The organism is Paraburkholderia yinzeri (assembly GCF_046581065.1).
Taxonomy (GTDB): domain Bacteria; phylum Pseudomonadota; class Gammaproteobacteria; order Burkholderiales; family Burkholderiaceae; genus Paraburkholderia.
In genome coordinates this window covers 2648102-2674415 of sequence record NZ_JBFOCJ010000001.1, presented here as the reverse complement: position 1 = coordinate 2674415, position 26314 = coordinate 2648102, and the positions used below count along the sequence as shown (strand labels likewise).

The following is a 26314-nucleotide window of genomic DNA, read 5'->3' as shown; positions in this document are numbered from 1 at the left end:
ACATATCTGGACGGCAAGCACTCGCGTGATGGAAACCAAAAGCGCACGACTGACGATTCTGATCGATCCCGCCAAAAAGGCCGCATTCGAAGAACTGTGTGCGGCTCAGGATCTGACACCTTCACAGGTCGTTCGTCAGTTGATCCGCGAATATCTCGCGCAGCACGGCGTGACCTACAAGACGAAGAGTTCCGTCGGCACGCGCCTGCGCCGGTAAATCGCGTAACGGGCCGGCCACCTTGGGCGGCCTCGCCCCCGAAGCTCCGGGCGGGCGCCCGCCTGCTCCGATAGTCCAATTCCTCGCTCCAACATCAAGCTACCGTTCCCCGGTGTAACCGCACCAGGGCGCCCGGAATCGCGCGCGTGCAGGACGACGTCGTTCGTCCCCTGACCATTCGGCGCGTCCGCGGCAGCGCAAATGGCATTGGCGCTGCCGCCTCGCTGAGATACCTGACTCAGGCAACTTTTTTCCTGGAAAGTTGCACCGATCAAAATCCTATGTTGTCCTATCTATTTAATTATGCCCGATGCCCGATGCATGAAGGGATAAACCCGGGTCGGGCTAAAGAACATTCAATCAAGGACGATATACAGGAACGGGATCGTTGCGGGGACATCATTTCTGTTCTCTGAGGCTTTCAGCGCAGATCGCCAATGCGTTACGCATCTAACTTTTCGGGGGGAAGGTCATGCGCAACAATCAACCCGTCACACATCGCGAGTTCGAGATTCCGGACAATGCGACGTTGATGTCGACGACGGACACGCAGAGCTACGTCAACTACGCGAACGCCGCATTCATTCACGCGAGCGGCTTCTCTCAGGACGAAATTCAGGGCCAGCCCCATAACATCGTCCGGCACCCGGACATGCCACAGGAGGCGTTCGCCGACATGTGGGCCACGCTCAAGGGCGGAGAGCCGTGGACGGCCCTCGTCAAGAACCGCCGCAAGAACGGCGATCATTACTGGGTGCGGGCCAATGCCATTCCTGTCGTTCGCAACGGTCAGACGTCCGGCTACATGTCCGTGCGGACCAAGCCGTCACGCGACGAAATCGACGCAGCGGAGAAGCTTTACGGCCAGTTCCGCGAGCACAAGGCGGGCAAACGGGGCTTCCACAAAGGCCTGATTGTTCGTACCGGCCTGCTGGGATGGACTTCGATGCTCAAGACGCTGCCGGTGCGCTGGCGCATCCGGTCTGCACTGCTGGTGGCGCTACCGATCGTCGTGGCCGCGGCAGCGTTTGCCGGGCTGAGGGGCATGTCGCTCGCAGCTTTCGCGGGGAGCGTCTCGTTCGGCTGCTTTCTGGTCTCGTTGTGGCTCGAGAGACAGATTTCCCGGCCGCTGGAGCAGGTGCTTGCTCAGGCCTTGCGGGTAGCATCGGGCGAAAGCCAGAAAGCCGTGCATATCGACCGCGTCGACGAGATCGGCATGACCCTGCGCACGATCAGCCAGCTCGGCTTGATGTTTCGCTGGCTTATCGACGACGTGAGCGAACAGGTCATCACGGTTCAGCGCGCCATCAACGAGATCGCGCAAGGCAACAACGACCTCAGCAGGCGTACGGAGCAGGCCGCTTCGAACGTCCAGCAGACGGCGTCGTCCATGGCACAGATGACGGCGACGGTGAAAAGCAATGCGGAAACCGCGCTTCAGGCGAATACGCTGGCCGGCTCGGCGAGCGACGCGGCGGCGAGGGGCGGGCAGGCCGTATCGGAAATCGTTAGCACGATGAACGAAATCACCGCGAGTTCGCACAAGATTGCGGACATCATCGGCGTGATCGACGGCATCGCGTTTCAGACCAACATCCTGGCCTTGAATGCCGCCGTCGAGGCGGCCCGCGCAGGGGAGCAGGGCAGGGGGTTCGCCGTTGTGGCCGGGGAAGTTCGCGCATTGGCCCAGCGCAGCGCGAATGCGGCCAAGGAGATCAAGCATCTGATTTCCACCAGCGTCGAAAAGGTCGAAACCGGTTCGAGTCTCGTGGACGAAGCCGGCAAGACCATGGACGATATCGTGGCTCAGGTGAAGCGCGTATCCGCGATGATCGCGGAGATCCGTTCGGCAACGGAAGAGCAAAGCAGCGGGGCGACCCAGATCGATCACGCGGTGAGCGATCTCGACACCATCACGCAGCAAAATGCCGCTCTGGTGGAACAAAGCACGGCCGCATCGGACAGCCTCAAGCAGCAGGCGGTGCGGCTCGTCGAAGCGGTGAGCGTCTTCCGGTGACAGTGAGCGCAGCGTGCGTCGCGTCGTTCCGGCCGCGCGCTTTTCGGCGCGTCAAGGAGGTCGTTCATCGTGTCGCATACCTGTTATAGTCGGTCGTTAGTATGTCAAACAGGTGTGCTGCAACTCATTTCTTTCAAGGGGGAAACAATGCGTTCAAAGTTCGTCGCTTCGCTGTTGATGGTTTCCATGCTGGCCGCGTCCGGTGCGGTGTTTGCCGAACCGCAGCACCATGACGGCGGTGCCTCGCATGGGCCGCGCCAGCCCATGCGCGATGCCTCTGTCGACCGCCCGGGCGGCCCGATTCCTCATCAGGACTGGCACAAGGGCGAGCGCGTTCCGGCTGAATACCGCGATCGCAACTACGAGGTGGACGACTGGCGCGAGCATGGTCTCTCCGCTCCGCCGCGCGGCTACCACTGGGTCGGCGTGAATGGCGACTACGTGCTGGCCGCCGTGGCGACCGGCGTGATCGCCAGTGTCCTCGCGTCGCATTGAGCGGGACTGAGCTTCAACGGTGAGGCCGGGGCGCAACGGCCGTGACCCTACCGGCCGTGCCCCTGTGCTGCCGTGACCCAGCTTTCTCTACCTGGACTCGAAGCACTCCCGCCGACGCCGGCGCATCGCCTGTTCTTTGCCGTAATGCCCGATCCGGACACCGCTGCATGCATTGCCGAGCGGGCCGGACGGTGGCGGTCCGAGATGCATGTCGAGGCGGGGCTGCTGCACACCGGACGCCTGCACGTCTCGCTGCACCATCTGGGCGACTTTGCGCATATGCCGGAGGTTATCGTTGCGCGGGCATGCATCGCGGCGACAAGTCTCGAAGTGCCGCCATTCGACGTGACGTTTGACCGGATTTCCAGTTTCAACGGGCGGCCGGGCCATCAGCCTTTGGTGCTGACGGGGAGCGCCGGGCTGGACGAATTGATCGATTTTCAGCAAAAACTTGGAGACGCTCTCAGAAGGGCGGCTTTGCGTGTTTCGCGCGCGCGTTTCACGCCCCACCTCACGTTGCTGTACGACAAAGACAGGTACGGTCTGCGCACGGTCGAACCGATCACGTGGACCGTGCGCGAATTTGTCCTGATCCATAGCTGGCTTGGCAAGACGCGTTACGACATAATAGGGCGCTGGCCGCTGAAGGCCTGATGCGTTACCCGCATCTGTCGGGTAGGCAGGACCGCGATGCGTCGATATTGCGGTCTTTGGGCTCAAACTGTACGATTAAACCTTGGTCTTTCGGGAGGTAGTCGTGCGTTCGAAGTAGCAGTTCGGTATTACTCCTCCAGCGGCATCGCACTTGTCCCCTTGAGTTCGTCCAGGCACACGATCGACTGCACGCTGTTCACGCCCGGCGCGCGCATCAGCGTATCGAGCAGGAATTCGGACAGCGCCTTGAGATTGCGCGCCACCACCTTCAGCACGTAGTCGATGTCACCGGTCACGGAGTAGCACTCCTGCACCTGCGGCAGCTTCGCCACGAGCTCCTTGAACTTGACCAGCTCGCGCATATGGCCGCGTTCCATCGTCACCTGAATGAACGCCACCACGCCGAAGCCCAGGCTCTCGGCGTCGAGGCGCGTCTCGTAGCGGCGAATTACGCCGAGTTCTTCGAGCCGCCGGTGCCGCCGCAAAGTCTGGGCGGGAGAGAGCTTGATGGCCTGCGCAAGGTCGAGGTTCGAGGCGCGGCCGTTTTCCTGCAGCGCGGCGAGCAGACGCAGATCGATGGGGTCCAGAGCGGGGCTGTGCACTTTTCTTGCCTGATCGGTGGTCGTCGGGAGAGGAAATTGTACCAATCAGGGTTTGCCAGCGTGCCAGATGCAATCCTATTTTTCGAGACCGGCTATACACTGGGCGCACCTGATGAGTCCGTCAGGCCCGGCGTGTATAGCGGCCGGTTGTTTGGCGCCGTTCGTTGCACGCGCAATTTTATTTCGCGGGAAGGGCCGGTTTCATGAGATCGCCTCGCGGCAAAAAGTAGACAGGAAGAGACATGGTTTCAAACGACAAGAGCGGCCAGCTAAGGCGCGGCCTCAAGAATCGCCACATCCAGCTAATCGCGCTGGGCGGGGCGATCGGCACGGGCCTGTTCCTCGGCATCGCGCAGACGATCCAGACGGCCGGCCCCTCAGTGCTGCTCGGCTATGGCATCGCCGGCATCATCGCGTTCTTCATCATGCGCCAGCTCGGCGAGATGGTCGTGGACGAACCCGTCGCCGGTTCGTTCAGCTACTTCGCCGACAAGTACTTTGGCCCCTTCGCCGGCTTTCTCTCGGGCTGGAACTACTGGGTGCTCTACATCCTCGTGAGCATGGCGGAGCTCTCCGCCGTCGGCATCTACATGCATTACTGGTGGCCGAATTTGCCTACCTGGGTTTCGGCGCTCGCGTTCTTCGTCATCATCAACGGCATCAATCTCTCTAGCGTCAAGTCGTACGGCGAGCTCGAATTCTGGTTCGCCATCGTCAAGGTGCTCGCGATCGTCGGCATGATCGTGTTCGGCGGCTGGCTGCTCGTGTCTGGCCACGCGGGTCCCGAGGCCGGCATCGCCAACCTCTGGCAGCACGGCGGCTTCTTCCCGCACGGCGTGAGCGGCCTCGTGATGTCGATGGCCGTCGTGATGTTCTCGTTCGGCGGTCTCGAACTGGTCGGCATCACCGCCGCCGAAGCCGACGATCCCTCGCACACCATTCCGCGCGCGACCAATCAGGTGATCTACCGGATCCTGATTTTCTACGTGGGCGCGCTCGGGGTGCTGCTCTCGCTCTACCCGTGGCAGAAGGTGGTGACCGGCGGCAGCCCGTTCGTGCTGATCTTCCACGCGATGAACAGCGATATCGTCGCCAACGTGCTCAACCTCGTCGTGCTCACGGCCGCACTGTCGGTCTACAACAGCGGCGTGTACTGCAACAGCCGCATGCTCTACGGCCTCGCGCAGCAGGGCAATGCGCCGAAGTCGCTGCTCAAGGTGAACCGGCGCGGCATTCCGCTCGTGGCGCTCGGCGTTTCGGCGGTGTCGACGCTCGTTTGTGTGGCGGTCAACTATTTCATGCCGGGCAAGGCGTTCGAGCTGTTGATGGGGCTCGTGGTGTCGGCGCTCATCATCAACTGGGCCATGATCAGCCTCATTCACCTGAAGTTTCGCCGCGAGAAGGCGCGCGCGCATCAGACCACGTCGTTCAAAAGCCTCGGCTATCCGCTTACGAATTATGTGTGTCTCGCGTTCCTCGCAGGCGTTCTCGTTGTAATGTATCTGATCCCGGATCTGCGTCTTTCGGTGTACCTGATTCCGGTGTGGCTGGTCGTGCTCGGCGTGGCCTATCGCCTGTGGAAGCGCAATGCGGCGCCGGCGCTGCAAGGCGGCATCACGGCGCGCTGAGGACATCCGGCCCAATTTTTCGTCCAGAACCGCCCTTTACAGCCTCTCGCAAACATCATGTTCGAACACATCGACGCCTATCCCGGCGACCCGATCCTCTCGCTCAACGAGAACTTCCAGAAGGATCCGCGCCAGAACAAGGTCAATCTGAGCATCGGCATCTACTTCGACGACGAGGGGCGCCTGCCGGTGATGCAGGCCGTCCACGCGGCCGAGGCCGCGCTTCTCGAAGAGCCGGGTCCGAAGCCGTATCTGCCGATGGCGGGCTTCGCGCAGTACCGCGACGCGGTGCAGGCGCTGGTGTTCGGCGCGCAGTGCCCGTCGCGCGCGGCCGGCCGGATCGCGACGGTGCAGACGCTGGGCGGTTCGGGCGCGCTCAAGGTGGGCGCGGACTTCATCAAGCGCTATTTCCCGACCAGCCACGTCTGGGTGAGCGATCCCACGTGGGAAAACCATCGCTTCATCTTCGAGCGCGCGGGTTTCACGGTGAACACCTACCCGTACTACGACGAGGCGACGGGCGGCCTGAAGTTCGAGGCCATGCTGTCGGCCATCGACGCGCTGCCGCCGAAGAGCGTGGTGCTGCTGCACGCGTGCTGCCATAACCCGACGGGCGTCGACCTCGACGAGGCCCAGTGGACGCAACTGATCGACGTGCTGCAAAAGCGCGATCTGCTGCCGTTCCTCGACATGGCGTATCAGGGCTTCGGCGCGGGCCTGGACGCGGACGCGTTCGCCGTGCGCGAGATTGCGCGCCGCGGCGTGCCTGCGCTGGTGGCGAACTCGTTCTCGAAGAACTTCTCGCTCTACGGCGAGCGCTGCGGTGGTCTGCACGTGATCTGCGAAGACGCGGCGGCGGCCGATCGCGTGCTCGGTCAACTGACGGGCGCGGTGCGTTCGAACTACAGCAATCCGCCGACCCACGGCGCGAAGATCGTCACGCGCGTGCTGACCACGCCCGCGCTGAAGGCATCGTGGGAGACCGAGCTGGCGGCGATGTGCGAGCGCATCGCCCGCATGCGCGTCGCGATCCACGACGGCCTGCGCGCGCATGTGAGCGGCGAGGCGCTCGAACGCTACGTCCGCCAGCGCGGCATGTTCACGTACACGGGGCTTTCCGCGGAGCAGGTCGATCGGCTGCGTGAGGAACTCGGTGTCTACATCCTGCGTTCCGGTCGCATGTGCGTGGCAGGTCTGAACGAGAAAAACGTGGGGATCGTGGTGGACGCGATCGCAAAGGTCCTCGCGCACTGAGTGGGACGATTCCGGGTTTCGGCGATTCATCCAGCATTGATTCGGGCGCTTGTCAAGCCGTTGGGCACCGATGACGGCCACGACAGAAGCGGACGGTCTTCCAGGTCTTACCCTGATAGAATGCGTGAGCCGCAACGTAGTGGATTGCCGATGAAATTGCTTGATGCCCTCGTCGAACAACGGATTGCCGCCGCCGCAAAGCGCGGCGACTTCGCCGATCTGCCGGGCTCGGGGTCGCCCCTGGAACTCGACGACGACCTGCTCGTGCCCGAGGAAGTTCGGGTTGCGAACCGCATCCTGAAGAACGCCGGGTTCGTGCCGCCGGCGGTGGAACAACTGCGCGCGCTGCGCGATCTCGAGGCGGAACTCGCCAGGGTGAGCGACAAGGCGGCGCAATGCCGCCTGCGGGCGCGCCTGCTCGCGCTCGACATGGCGCTCGAATCGCTGCGCGGCGGCCCGATGGTCGTGCCGCACGAATACCGCCGCCGCATTGCCGAACGGCTCTCCGAACGCGCGGCGGTCGACGAGGCCGCCGCCAGCGCGCAGTGAGCACACCGTGAGCGCGTTTCCCGGCCTGTCTGGCGACGCGACCGGCGCGGCCGCCGGCACGCCCGAATCCGGCGACACCGCAGCGGCGGCCGCCGCGGCCCATCTAGATCCCGTCACCGACCGCGACCGCCGTTTCATGCGGCTCGCGCAGTCCGCCGCCGAAGCGGCCCGCGCGGCCGGCGAAGTCCCGGTCGGCGCCGTACTGGTGCGCGGCGACGAGGTGATCGCGACAGGATTCAACCACCCGATCGGTGCGCACGATCCCTCGGCGCACGCCGAAATGGCCGTGCTGCGCGCCGGGGCCGGCGCGTTGGGAAATTACCGATTGCCGGGCTGCGAGCTCTATGTGACCCTGGAACCGTGCCTGATGTGCGCCGGCGCGATCATGCACGCGCGGATCGCGCGCGTGGTGTACGGCGCCCATGACCCGAAGACGGGCGCGTGCGGCAGTGTCGTCGACGCATTTGCGAACCCGCAGCTCAACCACCATACGAGCGTGGTGGGTGGCGTGCTCGAAACCGAATGCGCCGACGCGCTGCGTTCTTTCTTCGCGGAGCGCCGCCGGGCGAGCCGGGCAAGGCGCGCGGCGGCGGCAGGCGAGGCTCAGCCGACGCAAGACCCGGCCGGCTGCGAAGACGACACCTCATCACGATCCCTATGACCACGCATCGCACCATCGAACTGATTGCACCGTCGGGCTATCCGCAGGATCCCGCGGCGGTTCACCGGGCGCTGGCGCGCCTGCACGCCGAAGGACACCGCGTGGAGGGTATCCAGGCGACCGAGCGGCGCTACCAGCGCTTCGCGGGCACCGACGGCCAGCGTGCCGCCGAGCTCAATCGCTTCGCCGATCCGTCGCGCGCGTTGCCGGACATCGCGCTTGCGGTGCGCGGCGGCTACGGCGCCGTGCGGATTCTGCACGGGCTCGACTACGACGGCCTGCAGCGGCGCCTCGCCGGGCAGCCGATCGCATTTTGCGGACATAGCGACTTCACGGCGATCCAGCTCGCGCTGCTTGCGCGCGCGGGGTTGACCACTTTCGGCGGCCCGATGCTGGTGAGCGATTTCGGTGCCGACGAGCTGAGCGCCTTTACGATGCGCCACTTCTGGGACGCACTCTCGCAGCCCGAATTCACGCTCAAGGTGAACGCTCCGCAGGCGCACACCGCGGACGTCTCGGGCACGCTCTGGGGCGGCAATCTGGCGGTGCTGACTTCGCTGATCGGCACGCCGTATCTGCCGCCGGTGGACGGGGGCATCCTGTTCATCGAGGATGTCAATGAACAGCCTTTCCGCATCGAGCGAATGATTTACCAACTGCACCTTTCGGGCATCCTCGCGCGGCAGCAGGCGCTGGTGCTAGGCGAATTTTCGGCCGGCAAGCCGTTCGACTACGACAACGGCTACGACCTGAAGGAGATGGTCGAGCAGGTGCGCTCCGTGGTCGGCATTCCGGTGATCTCCGGTCTGCCGTTCGGGCACGTTCCGGATATGGTGACGCTGCCAGTCGGTGCGCAAGCGGATCTGCACGTGACTGCGCACGGTTTCGAGCTGGCCGTGAGCGGGTATCCGCATCTTGGCTGAAACGAAAGCACGACAGGCGCCTCCGGGCGCTTTTTTTACGGACAAACATGCAACTAACGGTCGTTCTAAATCCGTGCTCACGGATGTTCATGAGACTCTGAAGACTCTAAATTGTTGACAATAAATTGAGCCGATGAAGGGGATGAGATCACTATGTATGTGCATAATTCCCAATATTGATGCGGGAATCACCGGAAATGGGCAAGCCGGAGTAGGTGGCGCCTGGGTAATTTCCCGAGGTTCGTCGATAAAATTGTTGACAATCTTTATGTCCAAACTAGGATAGCAACCATAAAGGCGAGAGACATGCGAAAGAGCGATATGGACGCCGAGACGACTGGCACCAAACCCGAGGCGATCGCCGCGCGCATCCGCGCCGCGATTCTGGAACACCGCCTCCCGCCCGGCGCCAAGTTGACAGAAGCTCAGTTATGCGAAGTATTCGGCGTGAAGCGAGGGCCGATACGCCAGGCGCTGGCGCTCCTCGCCACCGACCATCTCGTGGACCTGGAACCCAATCGCGGTGCGTTCGTCGCGAGTCCGTCGCTTCAGGAGGTCCACGAGGTGTTCGAAATGCGGCGGATCATCGAGTTGGCCGTCGTCGAGCGCATCTGCACCGCGCAGCACGGCAACCGTCGGCTGAAGAGCATCGGCGAGTCGATCCGGCGCGAGCGCAAGGCGTTCGAAGCGCGCGACTTCCCGACCTGGATTCGTCTTTCCGGCGAATTCCATACGGAGCTCGCCACGCTCACCGGCAACACGGTGCTGTGCGACTGCCTGAACGGACTGGTGGCGCGTTCGACGCTCATTTCGGCGCTCTACGAGTCGCCCGGGCGCAGCCCGTGTTCGTTCGACGACCACGAGGAGATCGTCGCGGCGCTGGAAAGCGGACAGGCCAAAGAGGCCGCCGAGTTGATGACGCGCCACCTGCAGGGTGTCGAGTTGCGCATGCTCGACCGGCCAGCCGGCGTGGCGGTGGACCTGCAGGACGTATTCGGCGCGCGCGAGGCGCCGGCTTTGGGACGTTGAGGCGGGACGGGATTGCAGTGACGTGCGGCGAGCGCGCAAGACGCCTCGCCGCACGGGATCAGGGATGAAGGTGGCGGCGCGCGCCTATGCGCGGGCGCCGGGATGGCAGGGTGGCACAGGTGAAAGAGGGCGCGCAATCGCGGCGACCGCCACCGTGCGTGGACCCGGCGGACCCGGCAGGCCATCCGGCAGCGGGCGCGACGCTCCTGCCGTGCGTGTTCGAGCAGATTTTCCGTCGGCGTATTCATCCCCAGGAGCGAGTCATGGCTCAGTTCAGTGCATCACCCGGTAGTTCCGCAATGCCCACCTACGACCAGAGCGAGAGCAGCGAGACGGACACGGCCCGTCTGCCGGACGGCTACAGCGAGAGGCTCTACAACGAAGACCTCGCGCCGCTGCGCGAGCAGACCTGGGGCGCCTACAACATCTTCGCGTTCTGGATGTCCGACGTGCACAGCGTCGGCGGCTACGTGTTCGCGGGCAGTCTCTTCGCGCTCGGTCTGACGAGCTGGCAGGTGCTGGTCGTGCTCATCATCGGCATCTCGATCGTCAATGTGCTCTGCAACCTGATCTCGCGTCCCAGCCAGCGCCACGGCGTGCCTTATCCGGTCGCGTGCCGCGCAACCTTCGGTGTGCTGGGCGCGAATATTCCCGCCGTCATCCGCGGCCTGATCGCGGTGGCATGGTACGGAATCCAGACTTATCTGGCGTCGAGCGCGCTCGTGATCGTCGTACTCAAGTTCTTTCCCCAGCTTTTACCCTATGCCGACGTGCACAAGCACGGCATGTTCGGTCTTTCGTCCATGGGCTGGGCCGGCTTCATGACGCTCTGGGTGCTGCAGGCCCTCGTGTTCTGGAACGGCATGGAGACCATCAAGAAGTTCATCGACTTCGCGGGGCCGGCCGTCTATGTCGTGATGTTCGCGCTGGCGGGCTACATGGTGTATCGCGCGGGCTGGCACAATATCGGCCTGAATCTCGGTGGCGTGAAGTATCACGGCGCCGAAGTCGTGCCCGTGATGATCACGGCGATCTCGCTCGTGGTCTCGTACTTCTCCGGGCCGATGCTGAATTTCGGCGATTTCTCGCGCTATGGCAAATCGCTCAGGAGCGTGCACCGCGGCAACTTCTGGGGGCTGCCCGTCAACTTCCTTGCGTTCTCGCTCGTGACGGTCATCACGACCTCCGCCACGCTGCCCGTATTCGGACAACTGATTACCGATCCGGTCGAAACGGTCGGCCGCATCGATCATCCGACTGCCGTGATTCTCGGCGCGCTCACGTTCACGATCGCCACCATCGGCATCAACATCGTCGCGAACTTCGTTTCGCCCGCGTTCGACTTCTCCAACGTTGCGCCGCGCCTGATCAGCTGGCGCGCGGGCGGCATGCTGGCGGCCGTAGCGTCGATTTTCATCACGCCGTGGAATCTGTTCAACAACCCGGCCGTGATTCACTACACGCTCGATGTACTCGGCGCCTTCATCGGACCTTTGTATGGTGTCCTGATGGTTGATTTCTATCTGGTGAAGCGCGGCCGTCTGGCCGTCGACGAGCTCTATACCGTTTCGCCGTCGGGCGCCTACTGGTATCGCAACGGCGTGAACCGCCGTGCCGTGATGGCGCTGCTGCCCGCGGCGCTGATCGCGATCCTTTGCGTCATGGTGCCGACCCTCGGCGGCGCGGCGAACTTCTCGTGGTTCATCGGCGCAGCCCTCGGCGCGTTGTTTTATCGTGCGCTCACGCTCGGTGCGCGTGCACGTGGTTGACCCCAGAACATGGCAAGAGCAGGAGGCGACATGCGTATCAAACTGATCAACCCGAACACGACCGAGCGGATGACCGCTGCAATGGGCGAGTGCGCCCGCGCCGTGGTCGCGGCAGGGACGGAGGTGGTGGCGGTGAGCCCGACGATGGGCCCGCCGTCGATCGAAGGCTATTACGACGAGGCGCTCGCGACGCCGGGTCTGCTCGCCGAAGTGGAGGCGGGCGAGCGCGAGGGCTTCGACGGTTACGTGATCGCATGCTTCGGCGATCCCGGCCTGTACGCGGCGCGCGAGCTCGCACGCGGGCCCGTAGTAGGCATCGCCGAGGCTGCCATGCACGCGGCGAGCGTGCTGGCGCCGGGCTTTTCGGTCGTGACCACGCTCTCGCGCACCCGCGCGATGGCCTGGCATCTCGCCGAACGCTACGGCATGACGCGTTTCTGCCGCAACGTGCGGGCGATCGACGTGGCCGTGCTCGAACTCGACGAGCCGGGCTCGGCGGCGCGGCGCGCGATTGTCGACGAGTGCCGCCGCGCGCTCGACGAAGACGGCGCCGATGCGATCGTGCTCGGCTGCGCGGGCATGACGAGCCTCTGCGCGCAAGTGGAGGACGCGCTGGCCGTGCCGGTGGTGGACGGCGTGACGGCGGCCGTGAAATGGGTCGAGGCGCTCGTCGCGCTGCGCCTTGCGACGGCCAAGCGCGGCGACTTCGCGCGACCGCTTGCGAAGCGCTACGACGGCGACTTTGCGCGGTTTAGTCCGGGCGCCGGGGCGTCGGGCGATGCGGGCTCCCCGCCGCCCGCGCGGCCGCTGCGCTACGGGTAAACGCGCAACGAGCCCAGAGGCAGGGCAAGCGGGGGGCGGCGCCAGTCATACACCTCGCTTGACCCGTACTATCTGAACGTGCGTATGGGCGCGCCGGGATGATTTGGATACACTGGGCCGATCCTGAAAGCGGGCCGCAACGGCGTCCCGCCGCACCCGTGCACCGCGTTCGCGGCACGTTCGATGCCCCCGCTTTCCGTCGACGCTTTTTGCCGCTTCAGGTTTCGTCGGACAAGCTCATCCACCACCTTTCGATTGATTCGTCCAGCATGGCACTCGATCCCCAATATCCTCGCGATCTGATCGGCTATGGCCGGCACCCGGTTCAGGCCAACTGGCCGGGCAAAGCCCGCGTCGCGGTGCAGTTCGTGCTCAACTATGAAGAGGGCGGCGAAAACTGCGTTCTGCACGGTGACCGTGCGTCCGAGCAGTTCCTCTCCGAGATCGTCGGCGCCGCCGCGTATCCGGCGCGCCATATGAGCATGGAGTCGATCTACGAGTACGGCTCGCGCGCCGGCGTCTGGCGCATCCTGCGCGAGTTCGAGAAGCGCGGCTTGCCGCTTACGGTGTTCGGCGTCGGCATGGCGATCGAACGCCACCCGGAGGCCGCCCGCGCGTTCGTCGAACTCGGCCATGAGATCGCGTGCCATGGCTATCGCTGGATCCACTACCAGGACGTTTCGCCCGAACTGGAAGCCGAGCACATGAAGCTCGGCATGGAAGCGATCGAGCGCGTAACGGGCGAGCGTCCGCTCGGCTGGTACACGGGCCGCGACAGCCCGAACACGCACCGCCTCGTCGCGGAGTACGGCGGTTTCCTCTACGATTCGGACTACTACGGCGACGACCTGCCGTTCTGGATGGACGTGGAAGTCACGGGCGGCAAGACCGCGCCGCAACTGATCGTGCCGTACACGCTCGACACGAACGACATGCGCTTCGCCTCGCCGCAAGGCTTCAACACGGCGGATCACTTCTTCACGTACTTGCGCGACGCGTTCGACGTGCTCTACGAAGAAGGCGCCGAAGCGCCGAAGATGTTGTCGATCGGCATGCATTGCCGGCTGCTCGGCCGCCCGGGGCGATTCCGTGCGCTGCAGCGCTTCCTCGATCACATCGAAAAGCACGATCGCGTGTGGGTCAGCCGCCGTGTCGACATCGCGCGCCACTGGCGCGAACACCATCCCTATCAACCGCAGCACAACGATCACCGCGGGGCCGCCGCATGAAGGCAATGCACTACACCCTCGACCAGTTGAACAACGCCTCGACCGAAGCCTTCGTGGCTGCGCTTTCCGGCATCTTCGAACATTCGCCCTGGGTGGCCGAGGTAGCCGCGGGCCAGCGCCCGTATGCGAGCATCGAGGTGTTGCATCGTACGATGTCGGGTGCGGTGGAGACCGCGGGCGAAGCGAAGCAGCTTGCGCTTATCACCGCTCACCCGGAGCTCGCGGGCAAGGCGGCGGTGCGCGGCGAGCTCACCGCCGAATCGACGCGCGAGCAAAGCGGCGCCGGACTGAATCAGTGCACGCAGGAAGAGTTCGACAAGCTGCAGTCGCTTAACCGCGCGTATCGCGAGAAGTTCGGATTCCCGTTCATCCTGGCGGTGCGCGGCTACGACCGCCACGGCATCATCGCGAACTTCGAATCGCGCGTGAGCAACAGCCGCGCGGACGAACTGCGCGCGAGCCTCGACCAGATCTACCGCATTGCGCGTTTCAGGCTCGACGAGCTGATCGACGCATGAACACCGCGCGCGCCCGTCGACCCGTTCGACGGGTGCAGCGCCTTTTCCGTATCACAGAATAGACACGAAGGAAGACAAAGATGGCACTCCCGACTCTCGACCCGAACGCGCCGGAATTCACGCGCCGCTATGTGAACCTCGCGGACCCGCGTCTGGGCGCGCAGGCGCTCGAGGCGAGCGATGACTTCTTCGCACCGAAGGAGCGCATGCTCAATCCGGAGCCGGCCGTCTTCATCCCCGGCAAGTACGACGACCACGGCAAGTGGATGGACGGCTGGGAAACGCGCCGCAAGCGCACGACGGGTTACGACTGGTGCGTCGTCAAGCTCGCGCGCCCGGGCGTGATCAAGGGCCTCGACCTCGACACCAGCCACTTCACGGGCAATTATCCGCCTGCGGCTTCGGTGGAAGGCGCCTACGTGCCGGAAGGTGCGCCGGGCGCTGCCACGCAGTGGACCGAGATCGTGCCGTCCACGTCGCTCAACGGCAACAGCCACCACTACGTCGAAGTCGCGAGCGACAAGCCGTACACGCACCTGCGCGTGAACATCTATCCCGACGGCGGCATCGCGCGCCTGCGCGTCTACGGCCAGCCCCAAATGGACTGGAACGGCGCGAGCCGCACCGAGCTCTTCGACCTCGCAGCGATGGAGAACGGCGCGTACGTGGTCGCGGCGAACAACCAGCACTTCGGCGTCGCTTCAAACATCCTGATGCCGGGCCGCGGCGTGAACATGGGCGACGGCTGGGAAACGCGCCGCCGCCGCGAGCCGGGCAACGACTGGGCGATCATCGCGCTCGCGCAGCCGGGCATCATCAAGAAGATCGAAGTCGATACGTGCCACTTCAAGGGCAACTATCCGGACCGCTGCTCGATCCAGGCCGCGCGCGTGACGGGCGGCACGGACAGCTCGCTCGTCACCCAGGCCATGTTCTGGCCGGTGCTGCTCGGCGAGCAGAAGCTGCAGATGGATAACCAGCATTACTTCGAAAGCGAACTGGCTGCGATTGGCCCGGTCACGCACGTGCGCCTGAACATCATCCCCGACGGCGGCGTGTCGCGCCTGCGTTTGTGGGGCACGCTGGCTTGAACGCCGGCAGCGAGGCCATCATGAGCGACACCAGAACGACGCTGGCCATCGAGCCGCTCACGCGCGAAACGTTCGCACCGTTTGGCGATGTGATCGAACTCGAAGGCGCGAAACAGATTCCGATCAACCTCGGTACGACGATCCGCTATCACGATCTGGCGGAGGTGGACGTGACGGACGAGGGTGGGCGCACGCTCGTCAATCTGTTCCGGGGGCAGCCGCGCGTGCTGCCGTTCGAAGTGAAGATGCTGGAACGCCATCCGCTTGGCAGCCAGGCGTTCGTGCCGCTCAACGACCGGCCGTATCTCGTGGTCGTGGCGCCGGCGGGCGACCTCGATGTCTCGAAGATTCGCGCGTTCGTTTCGCACGGCTGGCAGGGCGTGAATTACGCGAAGGGCGTCTGGCACCATCCGCTGATCGCACTCGACGAGGTGAGCGACTTTATCGTCGTCGATCGCGGCGGCGATGGGCTCAATCTCAACGAGCAGGATCTGCCGGAGTCGCTCTGGCTGACTGAAGAGGCGATGCGCGCCGCACAGGGCTGAAGTCCGCGTGTTGCGCGAAGAGCGCAATGAAAAATCAAGCCACGGCTCACCAGGCCGTGGCTTTTTTGCATTTGAGGCGTGTACTTCCCGCTTCTTAACCGCGATTCGTAGCAGTGCGCGGCGGATACTCTTTATTCGAACCGTCGCGCTCTGACTCAGGCGCGTTACGAAACCGTGCTTGCCCCGCTCAGATTGCAAGCCGATGTAGTGAGCCTGACCTGTGCGAAACCGGGCTCATCAATATGCCGTGCTATGTGCCGCGTAATGAGATAGCGTCAACAGCACGGGTGCCGACCAGAATACGGCGGCCGACGCAACACCGGTACGTGGATCGGGCAAAGCGGTCGAGGCCGACACAACAAAAAAGCCCGAAGCGCGATGCGCTTCGGGCCTTCGATTTCCGCACGGCGCGCGAGGGACATCTCACGTGCCGCGTACGGTCTTTACTTCTGCGCACCACCGTCAAACCACGCAGCAAGCTTCTGCCGCTCGTCATCGGTCATATGCGTGACATTGCCCAGCGGCATCGCCTTCATCTGCACGGCTTGCTGGTAAATGCGCTGGGCGTTCTGCGAAATCTCGTCCGGCGTATCGAACATCACGCCTGCGGGCGCCGCGCCCATCAACGTCGGGTGTGCCGAGTGGCACGCCGCGCAGCGGGCCTGCAGGATCGGCTGGATGTCGCCGACCTTCAGCGTCGGGGCGTTCGCGGCTTCGGCCTGCGGCACGACCGGGCGCGGCAGCGTCCAGACGAGCGCGACGAACATCAGCGCGACGCCGCCGAGCGGCAGATACCAGAGCACGTGGCCGCGGTGGCGCATCACGAAGAACTGGCGGATCAGCGCGCCGGCCAGCATGATCACGACGAGAATGGCCCAGTTGTACTCGTGCGCATAGGTCATCGCGTAGTGGTTCGACAGCATCGCGAATACCACCGGCAGCGTGAAGTAGGTGTTGTGCACCGAACGCTGCTTGCCGCGCTTGCCGTAGATCGGGTTCGGTTCCTGGCCCTTGAGCATCGCGTCGACCATCTTGCGCTGGCCGGGGATGATGACGAAGAACACGTTCGCCGACATGATCGTGGCGAGCATCGCACCCATGATCAGATACGCGGCGCGGCCCGAGAAGATGTGGCAGGCGAGGTACGCGGCGATCACCACGTAGATGCCCACGCACACGCCGAGCAGCTTGTCTTTCGTGCCGAGCAGGCGGCACAGCGAGTCGTAGACGATCCAGCCCGCGGCGAGGAAGCCAAGCGCCGAGAAGACCGCGACGACCGGGCCCATGTCGAGCACGGTCTTGTCGATCAGATAGGTGTTCGGCGCGAACAGGTAGAGCACCGTGAAGAGCGACGCGCCGGAGAGCCACGTCGTGTACGACGGCCACTTCGACCAGTGCAGGTCGTCGGGCATTTCGGGCGGCGCGACAGTGTACTTCTGCATGTTGTAGAAGCCGCCGCCGTGCACGTGCCACAGCTCGCCAAACACGCCGCGACGGCGCTGGTTCGGGTCCGTAGGCGGTTTGAGGCTGTTGTCGAGCGCGACGAAGTAGAACGATTCGCCGATCCATGCGATCGCGGCGATGACGTGGAACCAGCGCAATGCGAGGTTCAGCCAGTCGGTGATAAAGCCTTCCATGAAACTCCTCCACTCCTGAATCGTTGCGCGCGTAAGCCCCAGGGCGCTACGCGCGGACTGCGGGGTCCGGCGCCTTTACCCAGGCGCCGCCGGTCCTTGATGTCCGGGAATTATTGTTGGGTTTGCGGGCGTCGCCGGGCTTCAGCTGCCGCGGTACGTGCTGTACGACCACGGCGAGACGAGCAGCGGCACGTGGTAGTGGGCGGCCGTGTCGGCAATGCCGAAGCGCAGCACCACGCGGTCGACGAAGCGCGGCTCCGGCACCTTCGTGCCGAGCGAGGCGAAGTAGTCGCCCGCGTGGAACACGAGTTCGTATTCGCCCGTGGCGAGCGAGGCACCTTCGAGCAGCGGCTCGTCGCAACGGCCGTCATGGTTCGTCGTGACGGTTTTCAGCGCGCGGCGCGTATCGCCCGAGAGCGCAAAGAGTTCGACCTTGATGCCCGAGCCGGGACGGCCGTTGGCCGTGTCGAGCACATGGGTAGTGAGCTTGCCCATTCGCAGTTTCCTTGTGTCTTGCTTGTGATAAATGCGCGAAATTTCAGCGGTAGCCCGATCCGATCCCATCCCATGCAGCATGGCGGCGGATCGAGGCTCCACATCAGCAGTGGCTACATACCCGTCGGCGGATCGAAGCGAGCGCCGTGACCGCATTTTAAGAACGATCGAGGCTTCAGCGCATGACCGATAAGAAAGATAATGCCCGCAGCATGAGAGCCGCGCCGCAGCAGCGTTTCCGGCCGGCACCGGGGGAGGGTTCGCCCTGGTTTTGCGGCGCAAAAAACCGCTCCCGGTCATCGTACCGGCGCCAAAATTCGACCTTTATATGGCTGCGCTGAATCCGGGTATCGCGCCTGCGTGAATTGTCAGCGAAATTTTGGCCAGGGAAGGTAGCGGACATGCGCAGCGCGTGCTGCGCGTCCCGAAGACGGCGATGATGCCGGGTAACCGGGCCAGCGGCGTCCATGTTCGGGACGCGTCGGCACCCGGGCACCCGGAATCGCTGGCGTGTGCGGCACGGACGTCTGATTCACATGCCGCGGGCAGAACTTGCACCGCGGCACGGATACGTACGAATGACGGAGCGAACAGACACGATGGAACGCACACTCGAGAAAAGCCGCGGCAGGACGCTGCTGGTCAGGAACGCCGATGTGCTGGTGACGATGGATGGCGCGCGGCGCGAGATCCGCGGCGGCGGCCTCTACGTGGAGGACAACCGGATCGTCGCGGTCGGCGCGGCGGACGAACTGCCCGCCACCGCCGACGAAGTGCTCGACCTGAGCGGGCATCTCGTGATGCCGGGACTCGTCAACACGCACCACCACATGTACCAGAGCCTCACGCGCGCCGTGCCCGCCGCGCAGGACGCCGAGCTTTTCGGCTGGCTCACGAATCTCTACAAGGTCTGGGCGAACCTCACGCCCGAGATGATCGAGGTCTCGACGCTCACGGCCATGGCCGAACTACTGCTTTCGGGCTGCACGACTTCGAGCGATCACCTCTACATCTATCCGAACGGCAGCCGTCTCGACGACAGCATCCGCGCCGCGCAGCAGATCGGCATGCGTTTTCACGCGAGCCGCGGCAGCATGAGCGTCGGCCAGAAGGACGGCGGCCTGCCGCCCGATTCGGTCGTCGAGACCGAGGACGCGATTCTGGCCGACACCCAGCGCCTCATCGAGACGTATCACGACGAGGGCCGCTACGCGATGCTGCGCGTCGTGGTGGCGCCGTGCTCGCCGTTCTCGGTGAGCCGCGACCTGATGCGCGAATCGGCGACGCTGGCGCGCCACTACGGCGTTTCCCTGCACACGCATCTCGCGGAGAACGTCAACGACATTGCCTACAGCCGCGAGAAGTTCGGCATGACACCGGCCGAGTATGCCGAGGATTTGGGCTGGGTGGGCCGCGACGTCTGGCACGCGCACTGCGTGCAGCTCGACGAGCACGGCATCGGCCTCTTCGGGCGCACCGGCACGGGCGTCGCGCATTGCCCGTGCTCGAACATGCGGCTCGCTTCGGGCATCGCGCCCGTCAGGAAGATGCGGCTCGCCGGCGTGCCGGTGGGGCTCGGCGTGGACGGCTCGGCGTCGAACGACGGCGCGCAGATGATGGCGGAGGCCCGCCAGGCGATGCTGCTCGCGCGCGTGGGCTTCGGGCCCGATGCGATGACGGCGCGCGAAGCGCTCGAAATCGCGACGCTAGGCGGCGCCCAGGTGCTCGGCCGCGACGATATCGGCGCGCTGGCACCGGGCATGGCGGCGGACTTTGTCGCGTTCGACCTGCGCCAGCCGCAGTTCGCCGGCGCGCTGCACGATCCCGTGGCGGCGCTCGTGTTCTGCGCGCCGTCGCAGGTCGCGCTTTCGGTGATCGGCGGGCGGGTCGTCGTGAAGGAGGGCATGCTGCAGACGGTCGAACTCGGACCCGTCATCGAGCGGCACAACTGGCTCGCGGCGCAGCTCGTTCAGTCGGCACGGTAGGCCTAAAGCCGGGCCGCACAGCCGGGCCGCAAAAAAGCAGGCGGCGGGCGGCGTGGCTGCCCGGCCGCGCGAAGGTCAGGGTTTGTCGATCAGCGTCTTCGTCGCTTCGGCGACGAGGCTGCGCAACCAGCGTACTTCGTCGGAGTAATGACAGCGTTCGTGCCACAACTGGTAGTACTGCATCGGCGGGAAATCGAGCGGCGCGGGGACGACCGTGAGCGGCAGGAAGCGCGCGTAGTGATCGGCGAAGAGGCGCGTGGTCGTGAACACGAGGTCCGACTTGACGAGCACGTAGGGCGCCAGATTGAAGTACGGCAGCGTGACGACCACGTGGCGCTTGAGGCGCTCGCGCGCGAGATGGACGTCGATGGCGCCGCGCTGGCCGACCGAGTAGGGCGTGGGCGCCAGGTGCGGCGCGTTCAGGTACTGGTCGAGCGTGAGCCCGCCGCGCTTGGCGAACGGGTGCGTGCTGTTCATCAGGCAGACGATCTGGTCGACGAACAGGTTCGAGAGGTGCAACTGCTCGGGCGGCTCGGGCCAGTTGCCGATGACGATGTCGAGCTTGCCTTCTTCGAGCGCGAGTTCATAGTCGAAGGCGGGGCCGAGCGAGTGGAATTCGAGCGTCGCGTTGGGCGCGGCCTGGCGGAAGCGCTCCACCACGGTCGGCACGAACAGGACGTTCAGGTAGTCGGGGCAGCCGATGCGGTAGCAGCGGATCGACGTCGCGGGATCGAAATTGTGCTGCTGGAAGCGGATGCGCTCGATTTCGCGCAGCGCGTTCTGCACCGGTTCGAGCAGGCGCAGCCCGTATTCGGTGGGCACCATGCCGGACTTGCCGCGCACCAGCAGCGGGTCGCCGGTGATGTCGCGCAGGCGGCGCAGCGCCGCGCTGATCGCGGGCTGCGACTGATTGAGCTTGACGGCTGCGCGCGTGACGCTGCGCTCCATCAAGAGGGTGTGCAAGACGCGCAATAGATACGTGTCGATCGCCTCGCGTTGCTGACTCATGAACTCTCCGGATTATATGTTCTGGCTGATCGTCGGGCTTTGTGGGTATATGGTTTTTAATATGAACTGAGGGGGCCGTCAAGGGAGGCTTTCCCGAGAAGCGCCGTGTGGCGCGGCTCAGACGGATTTTTGGCGGCTCGACTCACGCGCGGCTTACGGGTTATCGTCACCCCGCGCAGTGCCGCTGATGCGGTGCAACAAGGCAGGTCCGCAGTGCCTGGCACGAATGCGGAACACGTAACACCCATAACGTACTACGACGGAACCTCGATGGGCGAATCTTCTACTGGGCAAACTGCGCGGCACAGCACGGGGCAAACGGCGGGCGCGGGCACGCCGGTGCCGCGTCTCGCGCTCTCGGGCATCACGAAGCAGTACCCGGCCGTGCGCGCCAACGACGACGTCACGCTCACGGTCGCGCCCGGCGAGATTCACGCGCTGCTTGGCGAGAATGGCGCGGGCAAGAGCACGCTCATGAAGATCGTCTACGGCGCGGTGCGCCCGGACGCCGGCGAGATCCGCTGGGAAGGGCAACTCGTCGAGATCGCGAGCCCGGCGGCCGCGCGCAAGCTCGGCATCGGCATGGTGTTCCAGCACTTCTCGCTCTTCGAGACGCTGACGGTCGGCGAAAACATCGCGCTCTCGCTCGACGAGCCGTTCGACCTGAAGACGCTCGGCAAGCGCATCCGCGAGGTCTCGGCGCAATACGGACTCGACGTCGACCCGCAGCGTCACGTCCACAGCCTCACGGTGGGCGAACGCCAGCGCGTGGAGATCGTGCGCTGCCTGCTGCAGAACCCGCGCCTCCTGATCATGGACGAGCCGACCTCGGTGCTCACGCCGCAGGCCGTGCGCAAGCTGTTCGGCACGCTGCGCCGGCTCGCGGCGGAGGGTTGCAGCATTCTGTACATCAGCCACAAGCTCGACGAAATCCAGGAGCTCTGCGACACGGCCACGGTGTTGCGCGGTGGCAAGGTGACGGGCAATGTGACGCCGCGCGAAGAGACCCATGCGTCGCTTGCGCGACTGATGGTGGGACACGAGTTGCCCGACTACACGCGCCGCACGCATCAGCCGGGCGAAGTGCTGCTGGACGTGAAGCATCTCTCGATGCCGAGCGACGATCCGTTCGGCACCTCGCTGACCGATGTGTCGTTCGGCGTGCATGCGGGCGAGATCTTCGGCATTGCGGGCGTGTCGGGCAACGGCCAGGCGGAGCTGCTCGCCGCGCTCTCGGGCGAGGCGCAGACCGCGCGCCACGGCGTGGCCGCCGACGCCGTGACGATTTGCGGCAAGCCCGCGGGCCGGCTCTCCGCAGCCGCGCGGCGTGCGCTCGGCTTCGCGTTCGTGCCCGAGGAGCGTCTGGGGCGCGGCGCGGTGCCGGCCATGTCGCTCTCGGAGAACGCCTTGCTCACTGCGTATCGCGAGGGCATGGTGCGTTCCGGGTGGCTCAAGACGGGCGCGATGCGAGCGTTCGCCGAGCGCTGCATCGGCGCGTTCGACGTGCGCTGCGGCGGTCCCGACGCGCTTGCCCAAAGCCTCTCGGGCGGGAATCTGCAGAAGTTCATCGTCGGCCGCGAGATCCTGCAGGCGCCGAAGCTGCTCGTGGTCGCTCAGCCCACATGGGGCGTGGACGTCGGCGCGGCTGCCTTCATCCGGCAGCAGCTCCTCGATCTTTCGGCGCGCGGCGTGGCGATCCTCGTGATCTCCGAGGAACTGGAAGAACTCTTCGACATCTGCGACCGCATCGCGGTGCTCGCGGGCGGGCGGCTCTCGCCCGCGCGGCTCACCGGCGAGACCAATGCCGAGGAGATCGGGCGCTGGATGGCGGGGCTCTTCGGCGAACGCGCGGCTCAAGCAGGCGGCGGCGGGCCGCCGCCCGAGGCCGCGCCAGGACCCGCGGCCCACGCCTGACGCGCGCGGCTCGTCGCATATCGGCAACCCCGAACCACGCTACCCGGATCGACCCCACCATCATGATTTTTCCGTACCGACTCGAAGCCCGAACGGCGCCGTCCCGCACGGTGCGCATTGCCGTGCCGCTGATCGCCGCGCTGCTCACGCTCGCGATCGGCTTCCTGATCTTCGGCCTCGTCGGGCGCGATCCCGTGCAGGCCATGGTCGCCTTCTTCATCGAGCCGCTGTCGAGCGTCAACGGCTGGTCCGAACTGCTGCTCAAGGCCTCGCCGCTGTGCCTCATTGCGCTCGGCCTCGCGGCCGGCTACCGCGCGAACATCTGGAACATCGGCGCGGAAGGGCAGATGGTGCTGGGCGGCATTGCGGCGAGCGGCGTGGCGATCTACTTCGACCAGTCCACGGGCTGGTGGATCCTGTTCCTCATGATGCTCGCCGGCGTGCTGGGCGGCATGGCCTGGGCCGCGATTCCCGCCTGGCTCAAGAGCCGCTTCAACACGAATGAAATCCTCACGAGCCTGATGCTCACCTACGTCGCCACGCAGCTCCTGATCTGGCTCGTGAGCGGCCCGTGGCGCGATCCGAACGGCATGAACTTTCCGCTTTCGGAGATGTTCAGCGGCGACGCGCTCTATCCGACCTTCGGCGGCGACTGGCGCATCCACTGGCTGCGCGGCACGCGCCTGAACGCGTCGATCTTCCTCACGCTCGTGGCCATTCCGCTCGTCTGGCTCTTCATGCGCCGCAGCTTCGCGGGCTACCGCATGAACGTGGGCGGGCTCGCGCCGCTCGCCGCACGCTATGCCGGCTTCTCGGAGAAGAAGACGATCTGGATCTCGCTCCTGCTCTCCGGCGGTCTCGCGGGACTGGCTGGCATGGGCGAGATCGCGGGCCCGATCGGCCAGCTCCAGGCAACGTGGTCGCCGGGCTACGGCTTCACGGCCATCATCGTGGCGTTCGTCGGGCGCCTGCATCCGCTGGGTATCGCGCTGGCCAGCCTCCTGATGGCGCTGCTCTATCTCGGCGGCGAGGCGGTGCAGACTTCGTTGCAGTTGCCGCAGGCGCTTTCGGGCGTGTTCCAGGGGCTGCTGCTGTTCTGCCTGCTCGGCGCCGATCTCTTCGTGAACTACCGCGTGCGCCGCCGTCATGCGGTCGCGGCGGGCCACTGACTCCCGATTTCCGGATTCAAGCAAAACAACATGGATATCCAGCAAGCCAGTTCGCTCGCATCGAGCGCCGTCACCGCCGCCATCCCGCTCATGTTCGCGGGCGTGGGCGAACTCGTCACCGAAAAGTCGGGTGTGCTCAACCTCGGCGTAGAGGGGATGATGCTGATGGGCGCCGTTTCCGGCTACGCCGTTACGACGATCACGGGCAATCCGTGGCTCGGTCTTATCGCCGGGATCGCGGCGGGCATGGCGATGGCGCTGCTCTTCGGCTTTCTCACGCTGACGATGCTCGCGAACCAGGTCGCCACCGGGCTCTCGCTCACGATCTTCGGCGTCGGGCTCTCGGCGTATGTCGGCAAACCTTATAGTTCGGCCGCCAATGCGGCGACCATCGCCGCATGGCCGATTCCCGGGCTCTCGCATCTGCCCGTGCTCGGTCCCGCGCTCTTCAGCAACACGCCCGTCGATTACCTCGCATTCCTCATGTTTGCCGTCGTCGGCTGGTTCCTCTATCGCACGCGCGCGGGGCTCGTGCTGCGCTCGGTCGGCGAGTCGCCGCAGGTCGCCCACTCGGTGGGTTTTCCGGTGATCGGCGTGCGCTACGGCGCGACGCTCTTCGGCGGCGCCATGTCGGGGCTCGCCGGCGGCTACTACTCGATCGTGCAACTGCACCTCTGGCAAGAGCAGATCACGGCCGGCCGCGGCTGGATCGCACTCGCGCTCGTCGTGTTCGCGACGTGGCGGCCGGGACGCCTGCTGATCGGCGCGCTGCTGTTCGGCGCGGTCACGGGCCTGCAGTTCTATGCGCAGGCCGTGGGCGTGCCGGTGCCGACGCAGTTTCTCGCGATGCTGCCGTACGTGGCGACCATCGTCGTGCTCGTGCTTATTTCTCGCAATCCGAACACGATCCGGCTCAATGCGCCGGCTTCGCTCGGCAAGCCGTTCTTCGGGGCCGCCTAGGCGGGGCCGCATAACCCTAGTTTTCCCATCCACGACAGGAGATCCACGATGCAAAAAACCATCCTGACCGCCTTTGCCGTCGCCGCCGCGTGCGCCACGGCGACGCTCGTCGCGCCGGCGCAGGCCGCCGACGTGCCGGGCGTCGCGTTCGTCTATCTCGGCAATCCGGGCGATGCCGGCTGGACCTACGCGCACGATCAGGGCTCCAAGATGGCCGAGGCGAAGTTCGGCGACAAGATCAAGATCACGCGTATCGAGAACGTGCCCGAGTCGGCCGACTCCGAGCGCGTGTTCCGCGATCTGGCGAGCAAGGGCAACAAGATCATCTTCGGTTCGAGCTTCGGCTATCAGGACTTCGAGCTGAAGGTGGCGAAGGACTTCCCCGACACCGTGTTCCTGCACGCGACGGGCTACAAGAAGGCGCCGAACTTCGGCACCTATGACGTGCGTATGTACCAGGGCGCCTATCTCGCGGGCGTCGCGGCCGGCTATGCGACGAAGACGAACACGCTCGGCTTCGTGGCTTCGGTGCCGATTCCCGAGGTGGTGCGCAACATCAACGCGTATACGCTCGGCGCGCGCTCGGTGAATCCGAAGGTCCACACGAAGGTCATCTGGATCAACAGTTGGTTCGATCCGGGCAAGGAGAAGCAGGCGGCCGAGACGCTGATCGGCCAGGGCGCCGACGTGCTGCTGCAGAACACCGATTCGAGCGCGACGCTCGCGACGGCTGAAGAGAAGCACGTCCACGCGTTCGGCTGGGACTCGAACATGGCGAAATTCGGTCCGCATGCGCATCTGGGCTCGGTGGAGGGCAACTGGGGCGTGTACTACGTGGCCGCGATCCAGCAGGTGCTGGACGGCAAGTGGAAGAACGACCCGGTGTGGTGGGGCATTCCGCAGAAGGCTGTCGATCTGGGCGATGTGAACACGACCGAACTCTCCGCCGACGCCGTGAAGGCCGTCGCCGCGAAGCGCGAGGCGATCGCAAGCGGCAAGTGGGATGTCTTCACGGGCCCGATCAAGGACCAGACGGGCGCCGTCAAGGTGCCGGCCGGCAAGGCGCTGACCGACCCGGAATTGCAACGCCTGAACTGGTACGTGGAAGGCGTGGACGGTTCGCTGCCGAAGTAAGTTCTGCGG

At 65.0% G+C, this 26314-nt stretch carries 25 protein-coding genes; 21 read left to right on the top strand and 4 right to left on the bottom strand.

Annotation, left to right across the window (positions count from 1 at the left end; all coding sequences use genetic code 11):
• Positions 1 to 28 precede the first annotated feature (28 nt).
• The 4 genes from WJ542_RS12765 to WJ542_RS12750 all read left to right on the top strand — a co-directional run bounded on the left by WJ542_RS12765 (position 29) and on the right by WJ542_RS12750 (position 3383).
• Positions 29 to 217, top strand: coding sequence for a ribbon-helix-helix protein, CopG family (locus WJ542_RS12765; RefSeq protein ID WP_411189640.1), 189 nt, complete (start codon positions 29 to 31; stop codon positions 215 to 217).
• Positions 218 to 689: 472 nt separating this feature from the next.
• Positions 690 to 2234: a methyl-accepting chemotaxis protein gene (locus WJ542_RS12760; protein ID WP_411189639.1), complete on the top strand. Its 1545-nt coding sequence runs from the start codon at positions 690 to 692 to the stop codon at positions 2232 to 2234.
• 147 nt (positions 2235 to 2381) lie between these two features.
• Positions 2382 to 2729 carry an RcnB family protein gene (locus WJ542_RS12755; protein ID WP_411189638.1) on the top strand — a complete coding sequence of 116 codons (348 nt, stop codon included), beginning with the start codon at positions 2382 to 2384 and terminating at the stop codon, positions 2727 to 2729.
• A gap of 72 nt (positions 2730 to 2801) precedes the next feature.
• Positions 2802 to 3383 carry a 2'-5' RNA ligase family protein gene (locus tag WJ542_RS12750; RefSeq protein WP_411189637.1) on the top strand — a complete coding sequence of 194 codons (582 nt, stop codon included), beginning with the start codon at positions 2802 to 2804 and terminating at the stop codon, positions 3381 to 3383.
• Positions 3384 to 3511: 128 nt separating this feature from the next.
• On the opposite strand, the gene WJ542_RS12745 is transcribed toward WJ542_RS12750, so the two are convergent.
• The gene (locus WJ542_RS12745; protein ID WP_411189636.1) at positions 3512 to 3985 is read right to left on the bottom strand and encodes an Lrp/AsnC family transcriptional regulator; all 474 of its coding nucleotides are present in this window, start codon (positions 3983 to 3985) and stop codon (positions 3512 to 3514) included.
• A 242-nt stretch (positions 3986 to 4227) separates the two neighbouring features.
• Between WJ542_RS12745 and WJ542_RS12740 the strand changes: the two genes are divergently transcribed.
• The 12 genes from WJ542_RS12740 to WJ542_RS12685 all read left to right on the top strand — a co-directional run bounded on the left by WJ542_RS12740 (position 4228) and on the right by WJ542_RS12685 (position 16003).
• Positions 4228 to 5613, top strand: coding sequence for an amino acid permease (locus WJ542_RS12740; protein ID WP_411189635.1), 1386 nt, complete (start codon positions 4228 to 4230; stop codon positions 5611 to 5613).
• 57 nt (positions 5614 to 5670) lie between these two features.
• Positions 5671 to 6867 (top strand): amino acid aminotransferase, encoded by a 1197-nt coding sequence (locus WJ542_RS12735; RefSeq protein ID WP_411189634.1) that lies wholly within the window; start codon positions 5671 to 5673, stop codon positions 6865 to 6867.
• A gap of 150 nt (positions 6868 to 7017) precedes the next feature.
• The gene (locus WJ542_RS12730; RefSeq protein ID WP_411189633.1) at positions 7018 to 7416 is read left to right on the top strand and encodes a DnaJ family domain-containing protein; all 399 of its coding nucleotides are present in this window, start codon (positions 7018 to 7020) and stop codon (positions 7414 to 7416) included.
• Between the two features lie 25 nt (positions 7417 to 7441).
• Complete coding sequence (gene tadA, locus WJ542_RS12725) at positions 7442 to 8077, top strand: tRNA adenosine(34) deaminase TadA (protein ID WP_411190547.1); 636 nt, start codon at positions 7442 to 7444, stop codon at positions 8075 to 8077.
• Entirely contained in the window at positions 8074 to 9000 is a 927-nt protein-coding gene (ldcA, locus tag WJ542_RS12720; RefSeq protein WP_411189632.1) for a muramoyltetrapeptide carboxypeptidase, read from the top strand. Before tadA ends, ldcA begins: the two co-directional genes overlap by 4 nt.
• A 306-nt stretch (positions 9001 to 9306) precedes the next feature.
• A complete protein-coding gene (locus tag WJ542_RS12715) occupies positions 9307 to 10029 on the top strand; it encodes a GntR family transcriptional regulator (RefSeq protein WP_411189631.1) in 723 nt (240 codons plus the stop codon).
• A gap of 263 nt (positions 10030 to 10292) precedes the next feature.
• Positions 10293 to 11798 (top strand): NCS1 family nucleobase:cation symporter-1, encoded by a 1506-nt coding sequence (locus WJ542_RS12710; protein ID WP_411189630.1) that lies wholly within the window; start codon positions 10293 to 10295, stop codon positions 11796 to 11798.
• A gap of 30 nt (positions 11799 to 11828) precedes the next feature.
• Positions 11829 to 12620, top strand: a complete 792-nt coding sequence (locus WJ542_RS12705) for an aspartate/glutamate racemase family protein (protein WP_411189629.1) — start codon at positions 11829 to 11831, stop codon at positions 12618 to 12620.
• A gap of 269 nt (positions 12621 to 12889) precedes the next feature.
• Complete coding sequence (gene puuE / locus WJ542_RS12700) at positions 12890 to 13849, top strand: allantoinase PuuE (RefSeq protein WP_411189628.1); 960 nt, start codon at positions 12890 to 12892, stop codon at positions 13847 to 13849.
• Complete coding sequence (gene uraD / locus WJ542_RS12695; protein ID WP_411189627.1) at positions 13846 to 14367, top strand: 2-oxo-4-hydroxy-4-carboxy-5-ureidoimidazoline decarboxylase; 522 nt, start codon at positions 13846 to 13848, stop codon at positions 14365 to 14367. The genes puuE and uraD overlap by 4 nt, the downstream gene beginning before the upstream one ends.
• Before the next feature lie 80 nt (positions 14368 to 14447).
• A complete protein-coding gene (gene alc, locus WJ542_RS12690) occupies positions 14448 to 15458 on the top strand; it encodes an allantoicase (RefSeq protein ID WP_411189626.1) in 1011 nt (336 codons plus the stop codon).
• A gap of 20 nt (positions 15459 to 15478) precedes the next feature.
• Positions 15479 to 16003: an ureidoglycolate lyase gene (locus WJ542_RS12685; RefSeq protein WP_411189625.1), complete on the top strand. Its 525-nt coding sequence runs from the start codon at positions 15479 to 15481 to the stop codon at positions 16001 to 16003.
• A gap of 443 nt (positions 16004 to 16446) precedes the next feature.
• Here WJ542_RS12685 and WJ542_RS12680 read toward each other — a convergent pair whose 3' ends face one another.
• Both WJ542_RS12680 and uraH read right to left on the bottom strand, forming a co-directional pair.
• On the bottom strand, positions 16447 to 17640 hold the full coding sequence (locus tag WJ542_RS12680; RefSeq protein WP_411189624.1) for a urate hydroxylase PuuD: 1194 nt from the start codon (positions 17638 to 17640) through the stop codon (positions 16447 to 16449).
• Positions 17641 to 17781: 141 nt separating this feature from the next.
• Positions 17782 to 18135, bottom strand: a complete 354-nt coding sequence (gene uraH, locus WJ542_RS12675) for a hydroxyisourate hydrolase (protein ID WP_411189623.1) — start codon at positions 18133 to 18135, stop codon at positions 17782 to 17784.
• A gap of 578 nt (positions 18136 to 18713) precedes the next feature.
• On the opposite strand from uraH, the gene WJ542_RS12670 reads away from it, so the two are divergent.
• Entirely contained in the window at positions 18714 to 20120 is a 1407-nt protein-coding gene (locus WJ542_RS12670) for an 8-oxoguanine deaminase (protein WP_411189622.1), read from the top strand.
• 75 nt (positions 20121 to 20195) lie between these two features.
• On the opposite strand, the gene WJ542_RS12665 is transcribed toward WJ542_RS12670, so the two are convergent.
• Positions 20196 to 21128, bottom strand: a complete 933-nt coding sequence (locus WJ542_RS12665; protein WP_411189621.1) for a LysR substrate-binding domain-containing protein — start codon at positions 21126 to 21128, stop codon at positions 20196 to 20198.
• A gap of 270 nt (positions 21129 to 21398) precedes the next feature.
• Between WJ542_RS12665 and WJ542_RS12660 the strand changes: the two genes are divergently transcribed.
• The 4 genes from WJ542_RS12660 (at position 21399) to WJ542_RS12645 (ending at position 26305) form a co-directional block, all read left to right on the top strand.
• Positions 21399 to 23042, top strand: a complete 1644-nt coding sequence (locus WJ542_RS12660) for an ABC transporter ATP-binding protein (RefSeq protein ID WP_411189620.1) — start codon at positions 21399 to 21401, stop codon at positions 23040 to 23042.
• Positions 23043 to 23104: 62 nt separating this feature from the next.
• Positions 23105 to 24211, top strand: a complete 1107-nt coding sequence (locus WJ542_RS12655; protein WP_411189619.1) for an ABC transporter permease — start codon at positions 23105 to 23107, stop codon at positions 24209 to 24211.
• Positions 24212 to 24241: 30 nt separating this feature from the next.
• Positions 24242 to 25171, top strand: a complete 930-nt coding sequence (locus WJ542_RS12650; RefSeq protein ID WP_411189618.1) for an ABC transporter permease — start codon at positions 24242 to 24244, stop codon at positions 25169 to 25171.
• A 48-nt stretch (positions 25172 to 25219) separates the two neighbouring features.
• A complete protein-coding gene (locus tag WJ542_RS12645) occupies positions 25220 to 26305 on the top strand; it encodes a BMP family ABC transporter substrate-binding protein (protein WP_411189617.1) in 1086 nt (361 codons plus the stop codon).
• Positions 26306 to 26314: the final 9 nt, after the last annotated feature.